Source organism: Bradyrhizobium sp. Arg237L (assembly GCF_029990105.1).
In the GTDB taxonomy this organism is placed as follows: domain Bacteria; phylum Pseudomonadota; class Alphaproteobacteria; order Rhizobiales; family Xanthobacteraceae; genus Bradyrhizobium.
The window spans coordinates 48,983-72,248 of the sequence record NZ_JAQMIL010000005.1 but is presented as its reverse complement, the minus strand read 5'-3'; the positions used below and the strand labels follow the sequence as shown (position 1 = coordinate 72,248).

General features: G+C 64.1%; 23 protein-coding genes and 1 tRNA gene. 15 read left to right on the top strand and 9 right to left on the bottom strand.

Annotated features, from left to right (window positions below; all coding sequences use genetic code 11):
• Position 1: 1 nt before the first annotated feature.
• From OZ411_RS04350 to OZ411_RS04330, 5 genes are read right to left on the bottom strand one after another with little or no spacing between them, the layout of a single operon-like run.
• A complete protein-coding gene (locus tag OZ411_RS04350) occupies positions 2-736 on the bottom strand; it encodes a glycosyltransferase family 2 protein (protein ID WP_282526960.1) in 735 nt (244 codons plus the stop codon).
• Positions 737-741: 5 nt separating this feature from the next.
• Entirely contained in the window at positions 742-1,827 is a 1,086-nt protein-coding gene (locus tag OZ411_RS04345) for a radical SAM protein (protein WP_282526959.1), read from the bottom strand.
• The gene (locus tag OZ411_RS04340; protein ID WP_282527038.1) at positions 1,824-3,188 is read right to left on the bottom strand and encodes a glycosyltransferase 87 family protein; all 1,365 of its coding nucleotides are present in this window, start codon (positions 3,186-3,188) and stop codon (positions 1,824-1,826) included. Before OZ411_RS04340 ends, OZ411_RS04345 begins: the two co-directional genes overlap by 4 nt.
• A 5-nt stretch (positions 3,189-3,193) precedes the next feature.
• Entirely contained in the window at positions 3,194-3,898 is a 705-nt protein-coding gene (locus tag OZ411_RS04335; RefSeq protein WP_282526958.1) for a TIGR04282 family arsenosugar biosynthesis glycosyltransferase, read from the bottom strand.
• Positions 3,895-4,974 (bottom strand): nucleoside phosphorylase, encoded by a 1,080-nt coding sequence (locus OZ411_RS04330; RefSeq protein ID WP_349016974.1) that lies wholly within the window; start codon positions 4,972-4,974, stop codon positions 3,895-3,897. The genes OZ411_RS04335 and OZ411_RS04330 overlap by 4 nt, the downstream gene beginning before the upstream one ends.
• A 22-nt stretch (positions 4,975-4,996) precedes the next feature.
• On the opposite strand from OZ411_RS04330, the gene OZ411_RS04325 reads away from it, so the two are divergent.
• On the top strand, positions 4,997-6,142 hold the full coding sequence (locus tag OZ411_RS04325) for an acyl-CoA dehydrogenase family protein (protein WP_282526957.1): 1,146 nt from the start codon (positions 4,997-4,999) through the stop codon (positions 6,140-6,142).
• An 84-nt stretch (positions 6,143-6,226) separates the two neighbouring features.
• The gene (locus OZ411_RS04320; RefSeq protein WP_282526956.1) at positions 6,227-7,072 is read left to right on the top strand and encodes a PhnD/SsuA/transferrin family substrate-binding protein; all 846 of its coding nucleotides are present in this window, start codon (positions 6,227-6,229) and stop codon (positions 7,070-7,072) included.
• A 45-nt stretch (positions 7,073-7,117) separates the two neighbouring features.
• Here the strand turns inward: OZ411_RS04320 and OZ411_RS04315 are convergent, their stop codons facing one another.
• Positions 7,118-8,152, bottom strand: a complete 1,035-nt coding sequence (locus OZ411_RS04315) for a radical SAM protein (protein WP_282526955.1) — start codon at positions 8,150-8,152, stop codon at positions 7,118-7,120.
• Positions 8,153-9,314: 1,162 nt separating this feature from the next.
• Positions 9,315-9,391: transfer RNA gene (locus tag OZ411_RS04305), tRNA-Pro, on the bottom strand.
• A gap of 69 nt (positions 9,392-9,460) precedes the next feature.
• On the opposite strand from OZ411_RS04305, the gene OZ411_RS04300 reads away from it, so the two are divergent.
• From OZ411_RS04300 to OZ411_RS04285, 4 genes are read left to right on the top strand one after another with little or no spacing between them, the layout of a single operon-like run.
• On the top strand, positions 9,461-10,480 hold the full coding sequence (locus OZ411_RS04300) for an L-threonylcarbamoyladenylate synthase (RefSeq protein WP_282526954.1): 1,020 nt from the start codon (positions 9,461-9,463) through the stop codon (positions 10,478-10,480).
• Between the two features lie 27 nt (positions 10,481-10,507).
• Positions 10,508-11,935 (top strand): FAD-binding oxidoreductase, encoded by a 1,428-nt coding sequence (locus OZ411_RS04295; protein ID WP_282526953.1) that lies wholly within the window; start codon positions 10,508-10,510, stop codon positions 11,933-11,935.
• Complete coding sequence (locus tag OZ411_RS04290; protein ID WP_282526952.1) at positions 11,932-12,390, top strand: GNAT family acetyltransferase; 459 nt, start codon at positions 11,932-11,934, stop codon at positions 12,388-12,390. Before OZ411_RS04295 ends, OZ411_RS04290 begins: the two co-directional genes overlap by 4 nt.
• The gene (locus OZ411_RS04285) at positions 12,387-12,968 is read left to right on the top strand and encodes an NUDIX domain-containing protein (protein ID WP_282526951.1); all 582 of its coding nucleotides are present in this window, start codon (positions 12,387-12,389) and stop codon (positions 12,966-12,968) included. Before OZ411_RS04290 ends, OZ411_RS04285 begins: the two co-directional genes overlap by 4 nt.
• Before the next feature lie 89 nt (positions 12,969-13,057).
• Here the strand turns inward: OZ411_RS04285 and OZ411_RS04280 are convergent, their stop codons facing one another.
• The gene (locus OZ411_RS04280; protein ID WP_282526950.1) at positions 13,058-13,819 is read right to left on the bottom strand and encodes an SOS response-associated peptidase; all 762 of its coding nucleotides are present in this window, start codon (positions 13,817-13,819) and stop codon (positions 13,058-13,060) included.
• A gap of 175 nt (positions 13,820-13,994) precedes the next feature.
• Here OZ411_RS04280 and OZ411_RS04275 point away from each other — a divergent pair, with 175 nt between their 5' ends.
• The 4 genes from OZ411_RS04275 to OZ411_RS04260 all read left to right on the top strand — a co-directional run bounded on the left by OZ411_RS04275 (position 13,995) and on the right by OZ411_RS04260 (position 16,008).
• The gene (locus tag OZ411_RS04275; protein ID WP_165421517.1) at positions 13,995-14,498 is read left to right on the top strand and encodes a hypothetical protein; all 504 of its coding nucleotides are present in this window, start codon (positions 13,995-13,997) and stop codon (positions 14,496-14,498) included.
• Between the two features lie 185 nt (positions 14,499-14,683).
• The gene (locus OZ411_RS04270; protein WP_130583771.1) at positions 14,684-15,103 is read left to right on the top strand and encodes an NUDIX hydrolase; all 420 of its coding nucleotides are present in this window, start codon (positions 14,684-14,686) and stop codon (positions 15,101-15,103) included.
• A gap of 63 nt (positions 15,104-15,166) precedes the next feature.
• The gene (locus tag OZ411_RS04265) at positions 15,167-15,544 is read left to right on the top strand and encodes a TIGR02301 family protein (RefSeq protein ID WP_130583772.1); all 378 of its coding nucleotides are present in this window, start codon (positions 15,167-15,169) and stop codon (positions 15,542-15,544) included.
• 200 nt (positions 15,545-15,744) lie between these two features.
• Positions 15,745-16,008, top strand: a complete 264-nt coding sequence (locus tag OZ411_RS04260; RefSeq protein ID WP_130583773.1) for a hypothetical protein — start codon at positions 15,745-15,747, stop codon at positions 16,006-16,008.
• Positions 16,009-16,074: 66 nt separating this feature from the next.
• Here the strand turns inward: OZ411_RS04260 and OZ411_RS04255 are convergent, their stop codons facing one another.
• Positions 16,075-17,409, bottom strand: a complete 1,335-nt coding sequence (locus OZ411_RS04255) for a dihydroorotase (protein WP_282526949.1) — start codon at positions 17,407-17,409, stop codon at positions 16,075-16,077.
• Positions 17,410-17,539: 130 nt separating this feature from the next.
• On the opposite strand from OZ411_RS04255, the gene OZ411_RS04250 reads away from it, so the two are divergent.
• The 5 genes from OZ411_RS04250 (at position 17,540) to OZ411_RS04230 (ending at position 23,229) form a co-directional block, all read left to right on the top strand.
• Positions 17,540-18,421, top strand: a complete 882-nt coding sequence (locus tag OZ411_RS04250) for a folate-binding protein (RefSeq protein WP_282526948.1) — start codon at positions 17,540-17,542, stop codon at positions 18,419-18,421.
• Positions 18,418-19,044: a DNA-3-methyladenine glycosylase I gene (locus OZ411_RS04245; protein WP_130583776.1), complete on the top strand. Its 627-nt coding sequence runs from the start codon at positions 18,418-18,420 to the stop codon at positions 19,042-19,044. Before OZ411_RS04250 ends, OZ411_RS04245 begins: the two co-directional genes overlap by 4 nt.
• Positions 19,041-19,655, top strand: a complete 615-nt coding sequence (locus OZ411_RS04240) for an HD family hydrolase (protein WP_282526947.1) — start codon at positions 19,041-19,043, stop codon at positions 19,653-19,655. Before OZ411_RS04245 ends, OZ411_RS04240 begins: the two co-directional genes overlap by 4 nt.
• Before the next feature lie 135 nt (positions 19,656-19,790).
• Entirely contained in the window at positions 19,791-20,297 is a 507-nt protein-coding gene (locus OZ411_RS04235; RefSeq protein WP_282527037.1) for a protein-tyrosine phosphatase family protein, read from the top strand.
• A 244-nt stretch (positions 20,298-20,541) separates the two neighbouring features.
• Positions 20,542-23,229 (top strand): DUF2339 domain-containing protein, encoded by a 2,688-nt coding sequence (locus OZ411_RS04230; RefSeq protein WP_282526946.1) that lies wholly within the window; start codon positions 20,542-20,544, stop codon positions 23,227-23,229.
• Positions 23,230-23,266 lie beyond the last annotated feature (37 nt).

Below are 23,266 nucleotides of genomic sequence, written 5' to 3'. Positions count from 1 at the left end.
ATCATCGTTCACGAGGCGTTCGCAGCTCGAGCGCGAGGCGAACAAACGTCGTCGAAATGGACCAAGCCGCCTTAATGCCGGCGATGAGATTGCCGGAGACCTTCGATACGCCGCCGATCCGGCGCCGCTGCCCGACGGCAATCTCCACTGCCGGCAGGCGGGCGGCCGCGACGCGCATCAGCATTTCCAGGTTCCAGCCATATGTCTCTTCCTTCATGCCGAGATGCATGAGTTCGTCCCGACGGATGGCGCGAAACGGCGACAGGTCGGTAAAGCTCGCGCCATAGACGAGGCGCAGGAGTATCCTGCCGACATAGGCCGCGAAGAGTTGCTGTGGGGCCAGGCTCCCAGGCTCGCGCGAACCGCGAACGCGCGAGCCGAGAACGAAGACGGCTTGCCCGGCGACAATCGGCGATACCAGATCGGGAATGAATTCAGCAGGATCGCTGCCATCGCCATCGAGGAAGACCACAACGTCGGCATCTTCGCGCGCTTCGGCGATGCCCGCCTGGATCGCGCGGCCGTAGCCGGGCCGTGGCTCGACAATCACGCGAGCTCCCGCGGCTTCCGCTCGTTCAGTCGTACGGTCCTGTGAGCCGCCGTCGACAACGACAACCTCGCTTACATTCTGCGCCAGCACCGCGGTCACGACCTGGCCAATCGCCGTTTCCTCGTCGAGGCACGGAATGACCGCCGAGACGACCGGGCGACGCCGTGCGCCGATCTCATTGGTCACCTCGTTCACAGGCTCCAGCGCAGGCCGCAATTGGCACAGCTTTTCGGCGGCTTGTCTGAAAGGAGCGCCGTACGAAAGTCGCGATACGCAGGCCCGTTCCAGATCTCCCGGAGGGACTGCCGCCTCACATGGCCGAGCGTATAGTTGTCGTAGCCATGCTGCGAAAACGGCGCGATGCAGCAGGGCAAGGCCCGGCCGTTGGCCGTGAAATACATCAACGACCACGGCCGCCGGCACGGCGACCAAGGCGAACCGTTGCCGCTGCCCTTCAAACTTAGCCCCGGCTCGCTCGCCGCGCCCGATGCGTTGAAGGTTATGCCGAGGGAACGCGCCAGCTCCTCGGCCTGCTTCAGATAGACTGCTTCCTCCTGGGTCAGGCGCTCGAACAGGGCCTGATCAGGACGCGCCTTGCCGATGGCCGCTTCCGTGAAGAACACAAGCCGTTGCAGATAGACTTCCTTGACACCGATCTCGGCTGCAACTTTCACAAATGCCGGGAGTTCCTCAACAGTCTCCTTCAGGCCTGTGAGCCACAGGGAAACCTGCGGTCTGGTGTGCCCCTCTCTTTCCTGCAGCTCGCGAAACGCGCGCACGTTGCGGATGATGCGGCCGAAATAATCCCTGCCACGGATCGCCTTGAAGCTCTCGCGGTTTGACGCGTCGAGCGATACACGCAGCTCATCAAGCTCGGCGTCGATCAGCGCACGGCCATTGCGCTCACTGAGGACCGTTCCATTGGTGTTGAACAGGACGTAAATGCCGCGGTCCTTCAGGTATCTGACCATCCGGGGCAGGTTCGGGACCAGCATCGGCTCGCCGACGCCGTGCAGAACAGCGCGCGCGAGAGTGGGTACCTGATCGACAATCGACGTGAACAGATCCCAGTTCATGTCGGCCGGCGGCTCGAGTTCCTCGTAGGTGCGCGGGCACGTGGTGCACAGCAGATTGCATCGATTGGTCACTTCCAGATAAAGGCAGACCGGCGGACGCTGGGCAATATCGGTACGCTCCGCCGTGATCGACTCGTGATAGCGGCGCGGGTCGAACGGCGCTCGCGTACCTGTCCCCGTGCCTTCGCCGGAGAGGCTCATCGTGATTCCCCTTCCTCTGCTATCCGCTGCATGCGCGTCCTTAAGGCGGTAACAGCCAAAGCCAGCAAGAGACCTCCGAACAGAATCGACTTGGTCACCATTCTTGGAATGTAGAAATCCCAGTCGAGCTGCTCGGACAATAACAGCGCGCCAATCGACACGACCCATGTTGGCGCGGAGCCGCACAGGGCGGCGAACGGCGCGACGATGAGAAAATACCAGGGATAGTTAGGCGACAACAACAGGAGGGTGATGAGTAACAGCATGTTGATGTCGGCGAGACGCGAGGCGACCGTGCGATCAGAGCTGCGGGCCACGGAGAGCCCCTTGAATACCAGAACCAGCGCGGCCAGGACGACGTAGGCGACAACGTCACCTTGATGCTCACCAAACACCAGGCGCCAAAGCGACAACAGCCAGAGATCGTTGCCGGCACTGATGCCCTCTTCCGTCAGATAGCCTTTGGTCAGGAATCCGAGAACTCCCCAGCCGACCGACAGATAGGGAAGATAACAAAGCGCGACGGTAGCGATCACGACGAGCGGCATTTTGAGATTCCACGGTCGCCAGATCCCGGCCAGCACGGGCGCGACATATGGTTTCACCAGCATCGAAAACGCGATCAACACGGCTCCGCGGAGAGCGTGACCAGTCAGGGCAATCCACAGGCCCAGCAGCATCAGTGCAACCATCAGCGCGTCGACATGGCCGCTGTTGGCGATCTCCCACAAGGGCAGCGGGTGCCAGAGATAGGCGACCACGCGCGTCAGCGGGCGATTCATACGCCGCAGCAGGAGCATGATCATTGTAACGATGATTGCCTCGCACCCCAGCAGCGCGAGGCGCATCACAATCACGCTTTCACCGAACCGGGTAACAATGAGGAAGAAGAACTGCGCCACGGGCGGATAGATGGATACGGCCGTATCAGCCCGGTTGATGTGAGGAAAGATCTTCCCGTCGCGCAGAAACGCCAGCGCCTCATCGGCTGGCATATAGCGATAAGGATTGATGCCCGCAGCCTGCACCTTGCCATCCCAGACATAGCGATAAATGTCACCGGACAGAAGCGGATCGAACAGCAGCGCATAGACTCTCAGCGCAATCCCAAGCCCAAAGATAAGCCATAGCGCTCGATCAGGTGGCGCGCGCTCGACCAGGCATGTCGCTACGATCGTCAGCAGACCTGCGGCGATGGTGAGAGCGATGAAGGCATTGTCGCCGTAGCTCTGGAAGGCAAAGGGCGTCACCAGGGTCAAAACGCCCAGGAGGGTGCCGATCCCGGCCAACAGGTGAAGCGGCGGCAAGTTGTTGGCGGAGCGCATCAGCCGACCGAGTTGGACCGCGATAGCTCCTGGCATTGCCGTCACGGGCTTATCTGCGGCGCCGCCTTCATAAAGGCCCGGCTCGCCGCGGCAAAGCCGCCACCACGAAACCGGCTCGAATGGCCGGCCAGTTCGTCCTGCAGCCAACGCAACGCTTCAATGTCGTCGACGTCGTACCATTCCGGAAGCAACGTCGTGGCAAGCCCGATTTCGGCAGCGCGCTCGCATGTACTGCGAGCGACCGTCTCTGTTCCCCATGCGATCTGCGTAAACAAGTGCTTGTGCGGATGCTTCAAGCCGATGAGATAGTAGCCACCGTCGCTTGCTGGCCCAAGCACCATCCGGTCTCCGGGTTGGCGCAGCGTTTCAACAGCCTGAGTCAGCAAACGCGGCGGCAGGGTCGGGCTATCACCATTGACGAGCACGACGCAGTCATGTCCGGCAAGCAGGAGAGCGCGCGTAGCGCCAAGCAATACGTGCCCTAGATCGTCGCCAGCCTGCAGCAACAGTCCGAACCCTGCCGGAAGCAGCTGCTGCATGATGTCTTCGGCGCCCGCTGGGGCATAGACGCCGTAGCCGCGCCTGCCGAGCACCTCGGGTACCGCCTCGATTGCTGCCGCGACATCGCGCACGAAGCAGGCGGATAACTCTGACGCTGCAACCTCGCCAATGGCCGTCGCAAGCCGCGTCTTTGAGCGGCCAGGCTGCGGCGCCTTGCAAATGATCCCGAGCGCCGCGCTGCTCATCGCAGCCATGACTGCAGGCGAGCGGCGGCGATCGCGATCAATTGAAGCGCGTCATGGCTGCCGTCCGCTTCGCCCTTTTCAAAATCGCCGTCGACACGTCCCATTTGATTTGTCACATGGGCAAAACAGACGACGGACCTTTGTCGAACTTGCGCGAACGCGTAAAGCGCAGCGGCTTCCATTTCGACTGCCATCAGGTTCCGTTCGCGCATTCCGTCGATCGCCGGCTGGGTTTCCCGGAACGGTGCGTCAGTCGTCCAGGTCGCCCCGGTGAGCACCGGCACGGAAAATTCGTCGAAGGCGCCATTGAGCGCCGAGATCAATCCGGCATCAGCATGCGAATAGTCGGACGCCGCCATGTAGTGATAGCTGGTACCTTCGTCGCGCAGCGCGCGTTCGATGGTGATGAAATAAGGCGGCGGCCGTACCGGCACGATCTGTCCAGAGGAGGTGACGCTGATCAGGAGTTTGCAGCCCGATGCGAACATTTCCTCCGCAATCAGCACCGCGAACGAGGCGCCGACGGCGCAGCCGACAATCCCAAAACAAATCCCGCCGCGGCTAAAAGTGTAGAGCTGGGTGTGGTAGCAGGCCCATGCCGGTTCGAGCCGGGCTTCGCCACGAGCGAGCAGGCTACGCACGATGTCGCCATCAGGATCGAGCACGCAGACGTCGGGAATGCAGGAGTCCGTAATCCGCTTTTGCCTGCGCGCTTCGCGCAGCAGATTTTCCGGCGTGAATGCGGACGGCTGCGCGTAGTGTTTTTGCGCGAGGATGGGCGGAACCCCGCCATCATTGATCGCCATCACCAGACAAACCTTGTCACGCTGTTGCCGGTTATTGGTAGCGTTCTCCCCGGCAGCGGGCAAGCGCCGCCAAGGTCTCGCCGACGTCACAAAAAAATAGATTTCAGGTGATGTAACAAGACGGCTTTGAAGACGTAATGACGACGCTCTGTACTGGCTGTTGGTAGGCAACGGCCTGCCGAACCCGAAGCTATGTTGATCCGATGGCGCGGGTCGCGTAGCATCGGTCGCAAAAGGTATCGGATCGATATTTTCGAACTTGGTAGCCAATCACTAGCTGTCGAGGATCGTCATGAATCACGAGACCGCAGTTTCGAATGCCAAAGAAATCGCCGATCGCATTCTCGCCCCGGCAGCCAGGCAAAACGACAAGGAAGCTCGATTTTCGTCCGAGGCAATCGCGGCGCTTGGTCCGGCCGGATTGCTGGGAGTCATGCTGCCCACTGAGATAGGCGGCTCGGCCCTGGGACCCCGGACCCTGGCTGCCGTCATCGCGACGCTTGCAGAGGCGGACGCGTCCGTCGCGATGGTTTACTTGATGCACATGAGCGCTACCGCAATGATTGCGGCGGCCCGTCCGGGTGCCACGGTCGCTCAGACGCTCAAAGACATTTCGGCCGGAAAACACCTGACCACCCTGGCATTCAGCGAAGCTGGATCACGCAGCCACTTCTGGGCACCCGTCTCGCGAGCGAAGCGAAACGCTGACAACGCGCGCCTCACGGCCAAGAAATCATGGGTGACCAGCGCCGGCCATGCGCAAAGCTACGTTGTTTCGGCGCTCGCCCCTGAAGGCATGAGTCCAACGGATTCAACCCTTTATCTTGTCGCCAGTAGCACACCCGGACTGTCGGTCGCCGGCCCGTGGGATGGTCTTGGGTTGCGCGCCAACGCTTCCGCGCCGATGACCCTTGACGATTGCGAGGTCGCAGCTGGTTTCCAGCTGACCGACGATGGCGCAGGGTTCAAGGCGATGCTGGAGGTCGTGCTTCCGCTATTCAACCTTGGAGCGTCGGCGGTCGCGCTTGGTCTTTGCCGGGCCGCGGTGGCGGGGACCGCGGCGCATCTCAATGGCGCTCGCTTCGAGCACTTGGGCCAGACCCTCGGCGAAAGCCTGCCGACCCTTCGCGCACAGCTTGCGACGATGCAGGTTGACACCGATGGGCTTGCGGCGCGCGTCGACGATCTCGTCGATCATCTTGAGCGCCCCCGAGACGCCACCATGCTGCGCGTGCTCGAGAGCAAGGCCGCTGCAGGTGATGTTGCCATCGCCGTTACCTCAACGGCGATGCGGGTGTGCGGAGGTGCTGCATTTTCCAAGCATCTGGCCATCGAGCGATTGTTCCGCGACGCCCATGCGGGCGCTGTCATGGCGCCGACCGGCGATGTTCTGCGCGAGTTCATCGGCAAAGCCGTTTTGGGAATGCCGCTGTTCTGAGCGCGAGAGCGCTGCGCCGCTTGGCAGCGCCCGGATCGCGATCGATCGCTTTTGAATATTGAGCCCGAGAAGCGAGATGCAATCATGAACCAGACGATCTGGGTAGGAGCCGTCGCTTATGATCCAAAGGTGGTTGGTATCTGGGAGGGCATGCGGCGGTACTTTGTCGAGGAAGCGGGTCTCCCCGTCGAGGTGGTGCTGTTTCAGAGCTACGAGGCGCAGGTCGCTGCCCTCCTGGCCTCACCCGGCGATCGGCTGCCGCGCATCGACATCGGATGGAATACGAACCTCGCCTATATCCAGGCCGACGCCTGGAGCGAGCATCGTTGCCGACCGATCGCGATGCGCGATACGGATGTGGGCTGGATGACCAAGATTGTCGCGGTCACCGGTGGGGCCGTCGCTACCCTCGCTGATCTCAAGAGCCGCACCCTGGCGCTCGGTAGCCGCGACAGCGGTCACGCGGCAATCCTCCCGGTTTACTTTCTGCAGCGCGAGGGACTGGTTGAGGTGAAAGACTACCGAACCCTGCGCTTCAATAGCGACGTCGGGAAACACGGAGACACGGGTACGAGCGAGTCCGAGGTCGTTCGTGCGGTCCTCGACGGCCGCGCCGATGCCGGCGCAATTGGCAGCCCATTCTGGAACGCTGTGCGCAACGAGCGTCTCGTACCGGAAGGCGCGCTGACCGAGATCTGGACCTCGCCGCCCTACAATCACTGCATGTTCACGGCGCGGTCGGATCTGGACCCCGCCTTGGAGCAGCAGTTTGCCAAAGCTCTGTTCGGGATGAACTTCGACAACCCGGCCCATCGTCCTGTGCTCGAAGCGGAAGGGTTGCGCGAATGGATAGCGCCGCAGCTTGAAGCATACGGTGAGTTGCGGGAAGCCTCCGCGCAACAAGGCTTCTTAACGCGGCCTTTGACCTAGCGGCCGACCCAAAACCCGATACAGCTCTAAGCGCAGTCTGCGCCTTCAGGCGCAATTGAAGATCGTTGCCAACCGGCGCTGATGCTCAGATTCGAGATCGAAGGCACGGCGTACAGCCGCGAACGATTCAGCGAGTGGAAAGATTTCGCGGCTGACCAGCAGGTCGTTGTCCTCGGCTCCGACCGGATGCCAAAAGACGCCTTCCGCCGTAATCGTCACCTCGGGAACCAAGTCTGCCCTTGCCAAGGCGATGCCCTGCGTGGCGGAACCTCGCAGGGCAATCCGCCTGATCACCCGGTTCTCCTCGCTAACGTGATGGGCGTCAAGGAAGCTGCGGAACTCCTCGGCCTCCGCATCCGTCGACAGCGTCGCCGCCAATCGCACGCGGAATCCTTCAGCCCGGGCGCGCTCGATTCCCTGCCACGCGCGCGCCCATGTCCCATTTCCACGATGGCTCTCGTGGCGCTCCGGCGTGGGGCTGTCGAGGCTAATCTGCAAGGTTACGCGCTCGCGCGGCAACGCGCGCAGCGTTTCGAGCCGACTTCCGGCAAACAGCATGCCGTTGGTGAGGACCGTAGTAGGCGCCGCCGCAGCACATGCGGTGAGGATCTCGCCAATATCCGGCAGCATGAACGGCTCACCGCCGGTGACAAAAATCTCGCTCACGCCGAGTTCCCTGGCCTCGATCGCGATCCTGCGCACCCGCTGGACGCCTAGCGCGCGCCGCGGAGCCTTGGGTGACGAGCGCACGCAGCAATAGTCGCAGCTGAGGTTGCAATCGAAGTTGGTGTAAAGCCATAGTCGAGAGCCGACAGGCCGATCTTCTCCTACATTCGCGGGGGCCTCTCCGTACCGAAGCACCCATCGCGTGCGACCGTCTTCGACCGCAGTGTCGACCAAACTGTTGCGGGTGAAGCGACACCATGCCTCGAGATCGGAGCCGATGTTCGGATCGCTGCTGATCACGGCGACGAGATCGCCCTTACGGCTGCGGCGTAGCGCAGCGATCAAATCCGGCAGGAGGCCCGAGGCAAATGTCTTACTGCCGGCGTCGAGCTCGACGTTCGCATTCGTCTTCATGCGTAAATCCATGGTCCTCCAGACGTTCAACGTCTACCGCACCAGTTTCGCACCAGAAACGATCTGAACAGAATGCAATGAACACGAGTAATCTCGGACGAAAATGCAGGAAAATCAACGATCGCGTTCCTTATCCTGTCGCCCATAACGGTGTGGTTGCAGTCGATCGATAGAAGATCGCATGCAGAGTAACAGCGGCGCGGGCAAACTCGTCCGGGAGATCCGGCCAGGATGCGCGGGTTAGGAAAGCAGCGCCCATGAGATTAAGGATGGTCGTTGTCTGACCGGGTATCATCTAAGGCCGGCTGGAGCCGCGCCCGGCGGAAACGGCGGAAACATTGGCCGTTGCGAAATATGCGGTGCGCGTCGATCATGGGGAGCTTAAATTGAAGGTCGGCGGGTAATTTCGCAATCAGCCGGTCGCACGTCTGGCAGCTCTGATCAATGCTCCCGTCACATTAAGCCTCATACGCATCAAGTCCTCGCTGACCCCGTAAACCTCGGAGGCTTTAGCGACAGGCAAACTCATACGAGCAATGTGCTTCGCCGCCTCCTCGGAAACCAGCAATGCTGGGCCCCAGCCAATTTGCCTCTTCCTCGATTACTGGATCGTAGTGTCGCGATCCCTCATTATGGATAGCTCAAATTTTGCCAACTACCGTCAAGGTGGCCAGCATCGCTACTTCGGTGGGCGCGCGACGCGGTCTCCATTTCGCCTGCAAGTGCCCAGCGCCGGCCACTGGCACGTCGCTGTAGATCTCGAAGGATACAGCGGAAGTGTGCAGGCCGGTGTTCGCATACTGAGCTGAGTTGAGTAAACGCGATGCTTCTCGTCACGCACGATATTAGGGATTTCCCGGCCGACCATGCTGGTATCCGCGCTTCTTACAAGTTTTGAGAGAGCACCGTGTCGAATCTGGCTCCGGTTCGTGCGGCACTGCCAGCCAAAGGGGCCGGGCGCGGCCCCGTGGAAGGCGGCCGGGTTCCTCGGGATGTCCGTCGAAGTCCTACTCGATACCTACGGCCATCTTCATCCGGACTTCTTGCGCGACGCAGCCACGGCAATCACGTCGAAACCAAAGCAGAACGTCGTATCTGGGGTTATTTCCGGGGTTGACTTGGCTGCCTGTCGTGAAAAAAGACGAAAAGCATAGGAATTTCATGGTCGGAGTGGCAGGATTCGAACCTGCGACCCCTGCGTCCCGAACGCAGTGCTCTACCGGGCTGAGCCACACTCCGACTGAGAACGCGGCTTATAGCGTCGGGTTGGGGCGACCGCAAGCAGCGCATTCGAGGATTCTAGTCACAGTGGAAACCAGCCTGAAAACCCGGATCCTGCCGGCCGGAACCGCCGCGACCGCGGCTGCCGCCGGCGTACTCGTGAGAGGCGGCCTGGTGGCGTTCCCGACCGAGACCGTCTACGGGCTCGGCGCCGACGCCACCAATGCGACCGCGATCGCCCACCTCTACCAGGCCAAGGGGCGGCCGGCCTTCAATCCCCTGATCGCGCATGTCGGCGATCTCGCCGCCGCGCGCCGGATTGCCCGATTCGATGCGGTGGCGACCGCTTTGGCGGAAGCATTCTGGCCGGGGCCGCTGACGCTGGTGCTGCCAAAAACGGAAGGTTGCCCGGTGGCGGAGCTCGCCACGGCGGGGCTCGATACCGTCGCGGTGCGCGTGCCCGCCCACGCCATCGCCCGCGACATCCTGCGCGCCCTCGGCCGGCCGGTGGTGGCGCCTTCCGCCAATCTCTCCGGCCATGTCTCGCCGACCACGGCGGAGCACGTCGCAAGCGACCTGTCGGGGCGCATCGACCTGATCATCGATGGCGGCCCGGTCGAGGTCGGGGTCGAATCAACCATCGTCGGCTGCTTCGAGCGCGCGACGCTGTTGCGGCCGGGCGGGCTGCCGCGCGCGGAGATCGAGCGCGTGCTCGGCCACAGGCTCGACCAACTTCCGGCGGACGCCGAAAGCGACAACGGCCAGCCGCTCGCGCCGGGCGACGGCGGCAGGCCGCTCGCGCCGGGCATGCTTGCCTCCCACTACGCCCCGCGCACGCGCGTGCGACTCAATGCTGACAGGATCGAGCCCGGAGAGGCGCTTCTGGCGTTTGGGCCCTTGAGCATATCGGGGGTTGATTCGGCGGCCGCCGTGATGAATCTGTCCCCTGGCGGCGATCTTGCCGAGGCCGCCGCCAATCTGTTCGGCTATCTCCGCGCGCTCGACACCTGGGCCGCACGTGCGATCGCGGTGATGCCCATTCCGGGTGAAGGTCTGGGCGAAGCCATCAACGACCGGCTGCGCCGCGCAGCCGTGGGCCGCGAATGAGGAGCGGCCGGAGTGAAAGAGACCGGGATGAACATCGCAGAACCGCCTGCGCCGCCACTTCCGCCGGAACTGATCGACAAGTTCCGCGCCATCGTCGGCGACAAATATGCGGTGACTGACGCCGCCGACATCGCGCCCTACCTCGTCGAGGAGCGCAACCTGTTCCAGGGACGCTCGCCGCTGGTGCTACGCCCAGGCTCGACCGCGGAAGTCGCCGCGATCTGCAAGCTTGCGTCGGCGCATCGCATCGCGCTGGTGCCACAGGGCGGCAATACCGGCCTGGTCGGCGGGCAGACGCCGCATCATGGCGAGGTCGTGATTTCGCTAAAGCGGATGGACAAGATCCGCGAGATCGATACCGCCTCCAACACCATGACCTGCGAAGCCGGCGTGGTGCTGCAGGTGGCCCAGCAGCGCGCAAGTGACGTCGACCGGCTGTTTCCGCTCTCGCTCGGCGCCGAGGGAAGCTGCACCATCGGCGGCAACCTCTCGACCAATGCCGGCGGCACCGCTGCATTGGCGTATGGCGTGGCGCGCGAGATGGCGCTGGGGCTCGAAGTGGTGCTTGCCAACGGGCGCGTGCTCAACGCGCTGTCGAAACTGAAAAAGGACAATACCGGCTATGACCTGCGCAATCTCTTCATTGGCGCGGAGGGCACGCTTGGCATCATCACCGCGGTGACCCTGAAGCTGTTTCCGAAGCCGCGCGCAATCGAGACCGCCTTTGTCGGGCTGAAATCGCCGGCGGATGCCTTGAAGTTGCTGTCGATCTCGCAAACCGAAGCCGCCGGCAGCCTCACCAGCTTCGAGCTGCTCGCCGACATCGCGGTGGATTTCTCGATCCGGCACGGCATCGACATACGCGATCCGCTTACGAGCAAGCACCCCTGGTATGTGCTGATGGAGCTTTCCTCGCCGCGCGACGATGCGCGCGATACGCTGGAAGTCATCCTCGCCGAGGGCATGGAAGACGGCATCGTCGACGACGCCGTGATCGCGGCGAATTTGAGCCAGCGCCAGGGGTTCTGGAAATTGCGCGACGAGATGTCGGCGGCGCAGAAGCCGGAGGGAGGCTCGATCAAGCACGATATCTCGGTGCCGGTCGCCGCGGTCCCGGCCTTTATCGAGGAGGCCAATGCGGCGGTGGTCAAGCTGATCCCTGGCGCGCGGCCGGTGCCGTTCGGCCATCTCGGCGACGGCAACATCCACTACAATGTCAGCCAGCCGATCGGCGCCGACAGCGCGGACTTCCTCAGCCGCTGGCATGAAGTCAACGCTGTCGTGTTCGACATCGTGCTGCGGATGGGCGGCTCGATCTCGGCCGAGCACGGCATCGGCGTGCTCAAGCGCGACGAACTGCCCGACGTCAAGGACAAGGTCGCGATCGAACTGATGCGCAGCATCAAGGCGATGCTCGATCCGCTCGGCATCATGAATCCCGGAAAAGTGTTGTGAACGTCGTCCCCCCACCCCCTGTCGCCGCGCTCGCCATCGCGCCGATGTCCGACAGCGACGTCACTGATGTCGTCGCACTCTGGCAACGCTGCGGCCTGACGCGGCCGTGGAACGATCCGGTCGCCGACATCGCGCTGGCGCGACGCGGGCCGAATTCGGACATCCTGGTCGGCCGCGACAATGGGGTGATCGTCGCATCCGCCATGGTCGGCCATGAGGGCCATCGCGGCTGGGTCTATTATGTCGCGGTCGATCCTGACAGGCAGGGAGCAGGCTTCGGCCGGGTGATCATGCGCGCAGCAGAGGATTGGCTGCGGGCAGCCGGGATTGCAAAACTGCAATTGCTGGTGCGGCGGGAAAACGCCAAGGTCGGCGCGTTCTACCAGTCGATCGGCTATGAGGAGCAACAGCTTCTGGTCTTCTCCAGATGGATCGACGGGCGCACGCCGGCATGAGCATCTCCGACCGTGTCCGCATCAAGGACGAGCGCGTGCTCTCCGATGAGCACTACGTACTGAAGTCGGTGACCTTCGACTACCGCCGCAGCGACGGCGCCTGGCAGACGCTGAGCCGCGAGGTGTTCGACCGCGGCAATGCCGCGACGCTGTTGCCCTACAATCTCGCCGCGCGCAGCGTGGTGCTGGTGCGGCAATTCCGCCTGCCGCCCTTCCTCAACGGCCACGATGATTTCATGATCGAGGCGGCCGCGGGCATGCTGGACGATGAAACTCCGGAGAACCGCATCCGCGCCGAGGCGGAAGAGGAGACCGGCTACCGGCTTCATCACGTCCACAAGGTGTTCGAGGCCTATATGAGCCCGGGCTCGGTGACGGAGAAACTGCATTTCTTCGTCGCCGAATATGATTCCTCGATGCGGATCGGCGACGGCGGCGGCCTCGCACACGAGGGCGAGGACATCGAGGTGCTGGAAATGTCGATCGATGAAGCGCTCGCGATGATCGCAGACGGCCGCATCGTCGATGCCAAGACCATCATGCTCGTGCAATACGCGGCGCTGAATATTTTCAAGTGAAGTTGTAGGGTGGGCAAAGCCCGGCGTGCCCACCATTAAGCACTCCGCTCGGGATGGTGGGCACGCTGCGCTTTGCCCACCCTACGACATCAAAACAACGATCCCTGCCCGTCGTCTTCCACCGTCGGCGGCGCCTTGCGTGGTGCCGGCCGCTTCGGCTTTTGCGGCTCGGCGGCGCGCTCCTCGTCCGTGATCGGCAGCAGCAATTGCGCATCGTCATTGGCGGCGTGGTTGACCCGCGTCGAAACCTCGTGCCAGACGAATTCGCCGACCGCCGGGCCCCTCAAGAGCGGCATCGCCAGCGAGACCTCGTCATTGCGGCAATCGAGCCAGCGCTCGAAGGCGTCGGGCGAAATCGTCACGGGGACGCGGTGATGCAATCCCGCCAGATCGGCGCTAGCCGGCGCGGTGATGATCGCGACCGTATCGACCTCCTCGCCATTCGGGCCCATCCAGGTCTCCGCCAGCGCGGCGAAGCCGACCGGCTGCTGGTCGCGGCGATAGATGAAATAGGGCCGCTTGCGACCGCCCTCGTCGTGCCATTCATAATAGCCGTCGGCCGGGATCAGCGAGCGGCGTCGCCGAATCGCGTTCTTGAAGGCGGGCTTCTGCAGCACCGTCTCCGAACGCGCGTTGAACAACAGGCCGACCTGACGGGGGTCCTTGACCCAGGCGGGCACCAGGCCCCAGCGCATCAGCCGGAAATGCCGGCCGCCGTTCTCCAGGATCACCACGGGAACGGGTTGGGTCGGCGCAATATTGTGCCGCGGCGGGAAGTTGGGCTGCTCAAGGTAGCCAAAGAGCAGCCTGATTGCCTCCGGCGGTGAGGTGATGACGAAGCGTCCGCACATAATCCGGGAAAAATAGGTACTCGTTCAGGACCTTTTAACCGCCCCTGTCAAACACTAGAGCGTTTTCGAGCGAAGTGGACACCGGTTCGCGTGAAGAAAACGCGTCGAAACAAGAATCCAGAGCTTCGGTTCTGATTCAATCAGAACCGAAAATGCTCTGGGCGGGATGGCATCGATGGGCTCACCAGCAGCGGAATCCGATCGCCCGACACCGCGACCGGCGGGCCCGGACGAGGCTCGGGCGGCAGCGTTGCGCGCCGCCAACATCAATCCGCGCACCGGGCTTGCCACCGATTACCTCAATCACTTCAACGAAGCCATCATGCTGCTCGAGATGATTCCGGATATGCCGGAATGTGCCGAGGATTTCATGAGCTGGCACCCGCTGACCTATGCCGAGCATTTTACAGCCTCCAACTTCAGGGCGCGCGACCTCGCGATCGCAGCCTACGAATCGGCCGATCCCACGACCCGCGCCGAATTCGACAACATCACGAACACGATGACCTCGATATTGACCGCAGTGAGCGCCGCGATGGGCAAGGTCCGCCAGGACAAGACCCGTGCCAAGCTGGCCGAGCAGGCCACGATCTGGGTCAAGCCGCTGGTCGCCCTCGCCGGCGGCATCATCAATGGCGGCACTGAGGCCGACATCGAGCGCATTATGGCGAGCGAGTAGCCGGGCCTGTTGCAAATTGCACTTTCGCCCTCATGGCCAGGCTTGTCCCGGCCATCCACGTCCTGGAGCCGCGCAGGAAGGCGTGGATGCCCGGGCCAAGCCCGGGCATGACGAACCCTCCGGTTAGACCTTTCGTCACCAATCGGGCATGATCGGCGCCGGTTTTCCTCGGTTTGGATCGCTTCTTGACCTCCCCCGCCCAGCCTGCCCGTCCCCAGCTTGCCGTTTCCGGCGCGATTTTTCGTGACGGCAAGGTGCTTCTGGTTCGCCGCGCCCGCTCGCCCGGCAAGGGCTTCTATTCGCTGCCGGGCGGCCGGGTCGAATTCGGCGAATCCCTGCATACGGCGCTGCACCGGGAGGTCGACGAGGAGACCGGGCTCAAGATCGAGATTGTGGCGCTGGCCGGCTGGCGCGAAGTGCTGCCCGGGCCGACCGGTGGCGGGCATTATCTGATCATGTCGTTTGCGGCGCGATGGGTGGCGCAGGAACCCCACCTGAACGACGAGCATGACGATTTCAAATGGCTCGAGCCCGAGGCGATCGGCAATCTCAAGGTCACCGGCGGCCTGCAGGAGGTGCTTCAGGCCGCCCGGCGGCTGATTTAAAGCCGTATGGGGCGGCTTCCGGCGCCTTGCCTGCAGCACAATCCACGGGCATATGACGCTGCCATGTCGAAATATCTCCTGGCCGCCCTCGTCTTCGTCACGGCGTGCAATCTCTCGCCCGGCCGGGCGGAGGATGCCGCCGCTCCGTTTGACGGCGACCTGCAGCGGCTCGCCGAAATCCTCGGCACCCTGCACTATCTGCGCGGCATCTGCGGCAGCAACGAAGGCGCCAAATGGCGCAACGAGATGCAGGCGCTGATCGACGCCGAAACCCCCTCCGGCGACCGCCGCGCCCGCATGGTCGCGGGCTTCAACCGCGGGTATAACGGTTTCCAGCAGACCTACCGCACCTGCACGCCGGCGGCCGTCGTGGCGATCCGCCGCTACGTCGAGGAGGGCTCGAAGATCTCGCGCGACCTGACCGCGCGCTATGCTAACTGAGCATGATCCGGAAAAGTGGGCACCGGTTTTCCGAAGAGATCATGCTCCAATAGAAAGCGCGGCGAATAGACGATCGATTTACCTTAGGCGCCGCCATTAACCCTTCCTAAAGATGTGGCCTAGGCGTGCCCAATCTGCGTGCTACAGCTTTGTGCATGACGTGATTCGCCGTGAATCGCGCCGACATGCCTGTGAGTTTCATGCGCATTCCAGCGTTCTCGATTGCCCGCGATCCCCTGCCTGACCACGAGCAGAAGCAGGCCGCGCTCACCTATCTGAACGAGGCCTGGGCCGAAGCGCGCCATGACGGCATCGACGGCGACTGCCTCGCGCAGGCGAGCCTGTTCGCTGCGCTGGCTGAGCTGGTCGGCACCTATGGCGAGGAAGCGGTGGCGAAGTTCGTCGAAGGGCTGCCGGCGCGCGTGCGCAACGGTGAGTTCTCGCTGGCGCTGGCGCGGCAGTAATTGGCCGTCATCACCCGCCAACGGGTCGGCGCAACGCGCCGCCCCGTTGGCGGGTGACGACAGCGGCTACGCCCTCAACGTCTCCAGAAACCGCACCGGCTCGCCCAGCGACGGCGTCACCACTTCGCCCTGCCACATCACCCGCTTGCCGCGGATGAACGTGCCGACCGGCCAGCCGATGACGCGCATCCCGTCATAGGGCGTCCAGCCGGCGCGCGAGGCGATCCAGTCGTTGGTGATGGTCTCGCTTCGCTTGAGATCGACAATCGTGAAATCGGCGTCATAGCCGGCCGCGATACGGCCCTTGCAGGCGATGTTGAAGAGCCTCGCCGGGCCTGCGCTGGTGAGATCGACGAAGCGCGCCAACGATAGCCGGCCGGCGTTGACGTGATCGAGCATCAAGGGCACCAGCGTCTGCACGCCGGTCATGCCCGAGGGCGAGGCCGGATAGGTCTTCGCCTTCTCTTCCAGCGTGTGCGGGGCATGGTCGGAGCCGAGCACGTCGATGATGCCCTGCTCGATGCCGTACCAGATCCGCTCGCGATGATCGGCCGAGCGCACCGGCGGATTCATCTGCGCGTGGGTGCCGAGCCGCTCGTAGCATTCCGGCGCGGCCATGGTGAGGTGGTGCGGCGTCGCCTCGCAGGAAGCGACATCCTTGTGGTCACGCAGGAAATCGATCTCCTGCTTGGTCGAGATATGCAGCACGTGGATGCGCTTGCCCGTATCGCGCGCGAGCTTGACCAGCCGCTGCGTTGCCATCAGCGCGGCGACCTCGTCGCGCCAGACCGGATGCGAGCGCGGATCGCCCTCGACCCTGAGCGATTTGCGGTCATTGAGGCGATATTCGTCCTCGGCGTGGAAGGCGGCGCGGCGGCGGATCACCTTGAAGATGCGGCTCAGGCTCTCGTCGTCCTCGACCAGCAGCGTGCCGGTGGAGGAGCCGATGAACACCTTGACGCCGGCGCAGCCCGGCGCGCGTTCGAGTTCCGGCAGGTCCTGCACATTCTCCCGGGTACCGCCGATGAAGAAGGCGAAATCGCAATGCATGCGGTGATGGGCTCGCTTCACCTTGTCGGTGAAGGCCGCTTCCGTCACCGTCAGCGGATCGGTGTTCGGCATCTCGAACACGGCCGTGACGCCGCCCAGCACCGCGCTGCGCGATCCGGTCTCGAGGTCTTCCTTGTGGGTCGGGCCCGGCTCGCGGAAATGCACCTGGGTGTCCATCACCCCGGGCAGGACGTGCAGGCCCCTGCAGTCGATCACCTCGTCGGCCGAATCGCAGTTGAGGCCGCCGATCTCGGCGATGCGGCCACTCCTGATGCCGATGTCGCGGACGCCCTCGCCATCCTGATTGACCACGGTGCCGGATTTTAGAATGGTGTCAAAACGCTGATTCATCGCTCCTCGCGCCCGTGTTCAAGTCGCCGCCCGGGCCTTGTTCGGCGCAGTTTAGCGCCTTAACTTCGGAGGGGATATCCGCTAGCTCCGTTTCCCAAAGGAACCTTGGAAAAAGGCCGAACAAAGCCGCATGAAAGCAGCATTTCTACCCGATCGGGGCGTGGTCAAGGTGACGGGCGAGGACGCCCGCAACTTCCTCAACGGCCTCGTCACATCAGACCTGACCGACCTCAAGCCGGGTACGGGCCGGTTCGGCGCGCTGCTGACCCCGCAGGGCAAAATTATCGTCGATTTCCTGATCACGGAGGCGCCCGAAGGCCATGGCGGCGGTTTCCTGATCGACGTGCCGCGCGCGCTTGCGCAGGCGCTGACCGACAAGCTGCGTTTCTACAAGCTGCGCGCAAAGGTCGCGGTCGAGAACCTCTCCGACGGGGTCGGCGTGCTGGCGGCCTGGGACGGCGAGCCGGCGATGAAGCCCGAGCTCTGCTTCGCCGATCCCCGCAACGACGCGATGGGTTTCCGTCTCCTCGTGCCCGAGGATCTGAAAGCGAAGGTTGCTGATCTCATCGGCGCCGACCTCGTCGACAGCGCCGCCTATGAAGCGCACCGCATAGCGAGCGGCATCCCGCGCGGCGGGCTCGACTTCAGCTATGGCGATGCGTTCCCGCACGAGACCAACATGGACCGCCTCAACGGCGTCGATTTCGACAAGGGCTGCTACGTCGGGCAGGAAGTCGTGTCGCGGATGCAGCATCGCGGCACCGCGCGCACGCGCACCGTCAAGATCATCCTGGACGATCTCTCGCCCGAGCCGGGCGCCACGATCCTCGCCGGCGACAAGCAGGTTGGCACCATGGGCTCGGCCGCAGGCGAGATCGGCCTGGCGCTGGTCCGCACCGACCGCGTCGCTGATGCGCTCGATGCCGGGCTTTCGCTCTCCGCCGGCGGCCTCGGTCTGAGGCTGGCCGAGCCTGATGTCGTCCGCGCCGCACCGAAAAAGACCGTCGCATGAGCCGCACTGCACAACTGCATCCCGACGGCAAGACTCGCTGCCCGTGGCCGGGGGAAGACCCGTTTTACGTCGCCTATCACGACGAGGAATGGGGCGTGCCGGAATATGACGACCGCGCGCTTTACGAGAAGCTGATCCTCGACGGCTTCCAGGCCGGCCTCTCTTGGATCACGATCCTGCGCAAGCGCGAGAATTTCCGCAAAGCCTTCGACGACTTCCAGCCCGAGAAAATCGCGCGCTACAACGCCAAGAAAGTGCATGCGCTGATGAACGATGCCGGCATCGTGCGCAACCGCGCCAAGATCGAGGGCACGATCGAAAGCGCGAAGGGCTATCTGAAGATCATGGAAGAAGGCCCGGGCTTCTCGAAATTCCTGTGGAATTTTGTCGACGGCCGGCCCAAGGTCAACGAGTTCAAGACCACGGCGAGCGTGCCGGCCTCGACGCCGCTGTCGATCAAGGTCTCGAAGGAGCTGGCATCGCGCGGCTTCAAGTTCGTCGGCCCGACCATCGTCTACGCCTTCATGCAGGCGACCGGCATCGTCAACGACCATCTCGTCACCTGCTTCTGCCATGAGGCCTGCGGCGGCAAGCATCGCAGCCCGCGCTTCAAAGTGAAATGACCGGAAGATCACCGGCGCCGAAGCAGGACGCGCGGGCTTGGCAGCGCATGCTGTCCGGGCGGCGGCTCGACCTGCTCGACCCTTCGCCGCTTGACATCGAGATCGCCGACATCGCCCATGGGCTCGCCCGCGTCGCCCGCTGGAACGGCCAGACCAGCGGCGCGCATATCTTCTCGGTCGCGCAGCATACGCTCCTGGTCGAGGCGGTGATGCGCCAGCAGATGCCGCGCGCCGATGTCAGCGTGCGGCGCGCGGCGCTGCTGCACGATGCGCCGGAATATGTCATCGGCGACATGATCTCGCCGTTCAAGGCGGTGCTCGGCGGCGACTACAAGACGGTGGAGAAGCGCCTGCTCTCCGCGATCCACATCCGCTTCGGCCTGCCGCCGGTGCTGGCCGACGAGATCACCCAGCAGATCAAGGCCGCCGACCGCGGCGCCGCCTATCTCGAAGCAACCCGCCTTGCGGGATTCTCCGAAGCCGAAGCCAGACGCCTGTTCGGCCGCGATCCCGCACTGCCCGAGGCCACCGAGCGCGACTACCTGACGCCCTGGACCGCCGCCAAAGCCGAGAAACGGTTCCTCGAACGCTTCCAGGCGGTGGCGGCGTGATCTTGTAGGGTGGGCAAAGCGCAGCGTGCCGACCGTCGCGAGCGAGATCGTGGAGGTATGGTGGGCACGCTGCGCTTTGCCCACCCTACAGTAGCGGCTATAATTCGGGGCGAACTTGTACATCTAAGGACCATGATGCTTCACGTCTGCTCGCTCGCCCTGCTTCCCGAAACCGTAAGATTGACCGGCGCCAGCCACATCCTCACCGTCATGGCCAATGTCGCCCAGGTGCAGCGGCCGGCTTCCGTGCTCGAGGCCAACCATCTGCGCGTGCAGGTCGACGACATCACCGAAGTGATGGACGGTTTTATCGCACCCTCCGGACGGCACATCGAGCAAGTCCTGAACTTCGTGCGGAGTTGGGACCGCAGCGCGCCGATGGTGGTACACTGCTACGCCGGCATCAGCCGCTCGACCGCGAGCGCATTCGCCGCCGCCTGCGCGCTCAATCCGCATCGTGACGAAGCCGAGATCGCGCGCAAGATCCGCGCCGCCTCCCCGATCGCGTCGCCGAACCGGCTGATGGTGAGCCTCGCCGACAAGGCGCTCGGGCGGGAGGGCCGGATGATCCGCGCGCTCGACGAGATCGGGCCCGGCGCCATGAGCGTCGAAAACCAGCCGTTCCGGGTCGACCTCGAGTGAGTCGCGCGGAAATGCCGCTTTAGAGCATGATCCGGAAAAGTGGGAACCGGTTTTCCCCCGCGACAAACGCGAAGCGTTTGCGCGGAGATCATGCTCAAACAAAGAGATGAGATCATGATCCGATTCCATCTAATCGGATCATGATCTAGCGATTGAACTTTTTGCGGGGCAACCTCCACTCAATGGATTGCGACGACCGCGGACGTGATTGGCTACGCCCCTCGCGCGCCCGCCCGGAGGCCTGATGCTGGTGTTCATTGTTTTCGTCATTGCGGTCGTCGCATTTGCATTTGCGTTGAAGTCAATGAACGAGGTGGCCGCCCTGCGCACGCGGCTGGACGCCCTCGAAGGCGCGAATGCTGCGGCATTACGGCGGGTATCGCCACCACTCGCCCCCGAGCCTGAGCCGACGCGTGCGACCTCGCCGCCGGCTGCCGCCACGCCTCCGCCTTTACCGCCAGAGGCCATCCAGGCCGCACCTGCCATGGCCGAACAAGCGGCCGCGCCCGAGGCTCCGAGCGGCGCGCCGCCCGCGCCACCGCCGCTGCCGCCCCCCCAGCCCGGCTTCGAAGAAACCATCGGCACCCGCTGGGTGGTGTGGCTCGGCGGCCTGACGCTGGCGCTCGGCGGCTTCTTCATGGTGCGCTATTCGATCGAGGCCGGCCTGCTCGGACCCGGCGTGCGCACCATGCTCGGCGGCCTGTTCGCGCTGGCGCTGCTCGGTGCCGGCGAATGGACGCGGCGCAAGGAAAGCATTTCCACAATCGCGCCGCTGCCGATCGCCAATATCCCGGCGATCCTCACCGCCGCCGGAACGGCTGTGGCATTCGCGACGGTCTATGCGGCCTACGCGCTCTACGACTTCCTTGCGCCGGCGACCGCCTTCGTGCTGCTCGGACTGGTCGCGCTCGGCACGCTCGCCGCTGCGCTGCTGCACGGACCGGCGCTGGCCGGGCTCGGCGTCGTCGGCGCCTTCGCCACGCCGATCCTCGTCTCATCCGAAAAGCCGGATTTGTGGGCGCTCTACATCTATCTTGCGATCGTCACCGCGGCGTCGTTCGGCCTCGCCCGCATCCGGCTGTGGCGCTGGCTTGCCGTTACCACGGTCGTGTTCGCGCTGCTCTGGACCTTCCCCTGTCTGCAATGCGGGCCGTCGATGATCGGACCGCACGCCTTTCATGTCATCGCCGGATTCATCCTCGCGGTGCTATTGGTCGTCTGCGGCTTCATGTTCGGACCGGAAGCGGAGGGCGAAGAGGTCGAGCCGATCTCATCGGGCTCGCTGATCGCCTATCTGTTCGGCGCGCTGCTGATCGTGCTGAACAGCTTTCACGCCGATCCCGCGATGATCACCTTCGGCCTCCTGGTCGCCGGCAGCCTCCTCGTCGCCTGGCGGGCGCCGGCGGCCACTGCGGCGATTGGCGCCGCCGCGCTGTTCGTGTTCGTCGTCTTCGCCGAATGGGCGGTGCGCGGCAATCCGGACATGCTGGTGCTCCCAGGCGGTCCCCTGCCCGGCATCGGGCCGAGCGCCACAGATGGCTCGGTCTCGCTGCATCTGACCGCGGCGGCGATCTTCGCAGGCATGTTCGGCGTGACCGGCTTCCTCGCGCAACACCGCTTCACCTCGGCCGCGACCACCATGCAGTGGGCGGCGGCCGCCACCTTCACGCCGCTGGCGCTGCTGGTCGCGCTCTACGCCCGGATCGCGCAGCTCGACCGCTCGATTCCGTTCGCAATTCTCGCGGTATTGCTCGCCGCGGCCTTCGCCGCTGCAACCGAATACCTCAGCAGGCGCGAGGACCGGCCCGGGCACTCCGCCTCGATCGCGCTGTTTGCGACCGGCACGCTCGCCGCGCTGGCGCTCGCGCTCACATTCGCGCTGGAGAAGGGCTGGCTCACGATCGCGCTGGCGCTGGTGTCGCTCGGCACCGCCTGGATTTCGCTGCAGCGGCCGATCGCCTTCCTGCGCACGCTGGCCGCGATCCTCGCCGGCATCGTGGTGCTGCGCATCGGCTACGAGCCGCGGATCGTCGGCGATGCCGTCGGCACCACGCCGATCTTCAACTGGCTGTTGTGGGGCTACGGCATTCCCGCGGCCTCGTTCTGGGCAGCCAGCGTCTTCCTGCGCCGCAACGGCGACGATGCGCCGCTCCGCGCGGTGGAGTCGGCCGCGATCCTGTTCACGGTCCTGCTCGCCTTCATGGAGATCCGCCACGCCGTCAACGACGGCGACGTCTACCGCAACAGCGCCGGCCTCACCGAGGTCGCGCTGCAGGTCTGCACGGCGCTTGCAATGGCGATCGGGCTGGAGCGCCTGCGCATCCGCACGGCCAGCATCGTGCACAATATCGGCGCGGTGCTGCTGACGGTATTCGCGGGTCTTGCCGCCGTCTTCGGCCTGATGCTGCTGGAGACACCGATCCTGTGGCCGATCAATGTCGGCGGCAGCTTCATCAACCTGCTCCTGCTCGGCTATGCCCTGCCCGCGGTGCTGGCGCTGCTGTTGTCCTATGCGGTGGCGGGACGGCGCCCGGCCGCCTACGGCAACACGCTCGCGGCCGGCGCGCTGATCCTCGCGCTGACCTATGTCAGCTTTGAAATCCGCCGGCTCTACCACGGCCCGGTGCTGTCACATGGCCCGACCACGGGCGCGGAGCAATACACCTATTCGATCGCCTGGCTGGCGTTCGGCGTCGTGCTGCTCGGGATCGGCATCGTCGTTGGCTCGCAGCGCGCGCGGATGGCCTCGGCCGCCGTCATCGCGCTGACCATCGTGAAGGCGTTCGTGATCGACATGTCGCAGCTCACGGGCGTCTACCGCGCGCTGTCCTTCATGTGCCTCGGCGTGGTGCTGGTCGCGATCGGCTGGTTCTACCAGCGCATCCTGTTCCGGCGACAGGCGGCGCCGCCGCCGGTCGCTGGCGTAGGCTGAGCTTGGCGAAGCCTGCGCCAGCGCGTAGATAGGCGGC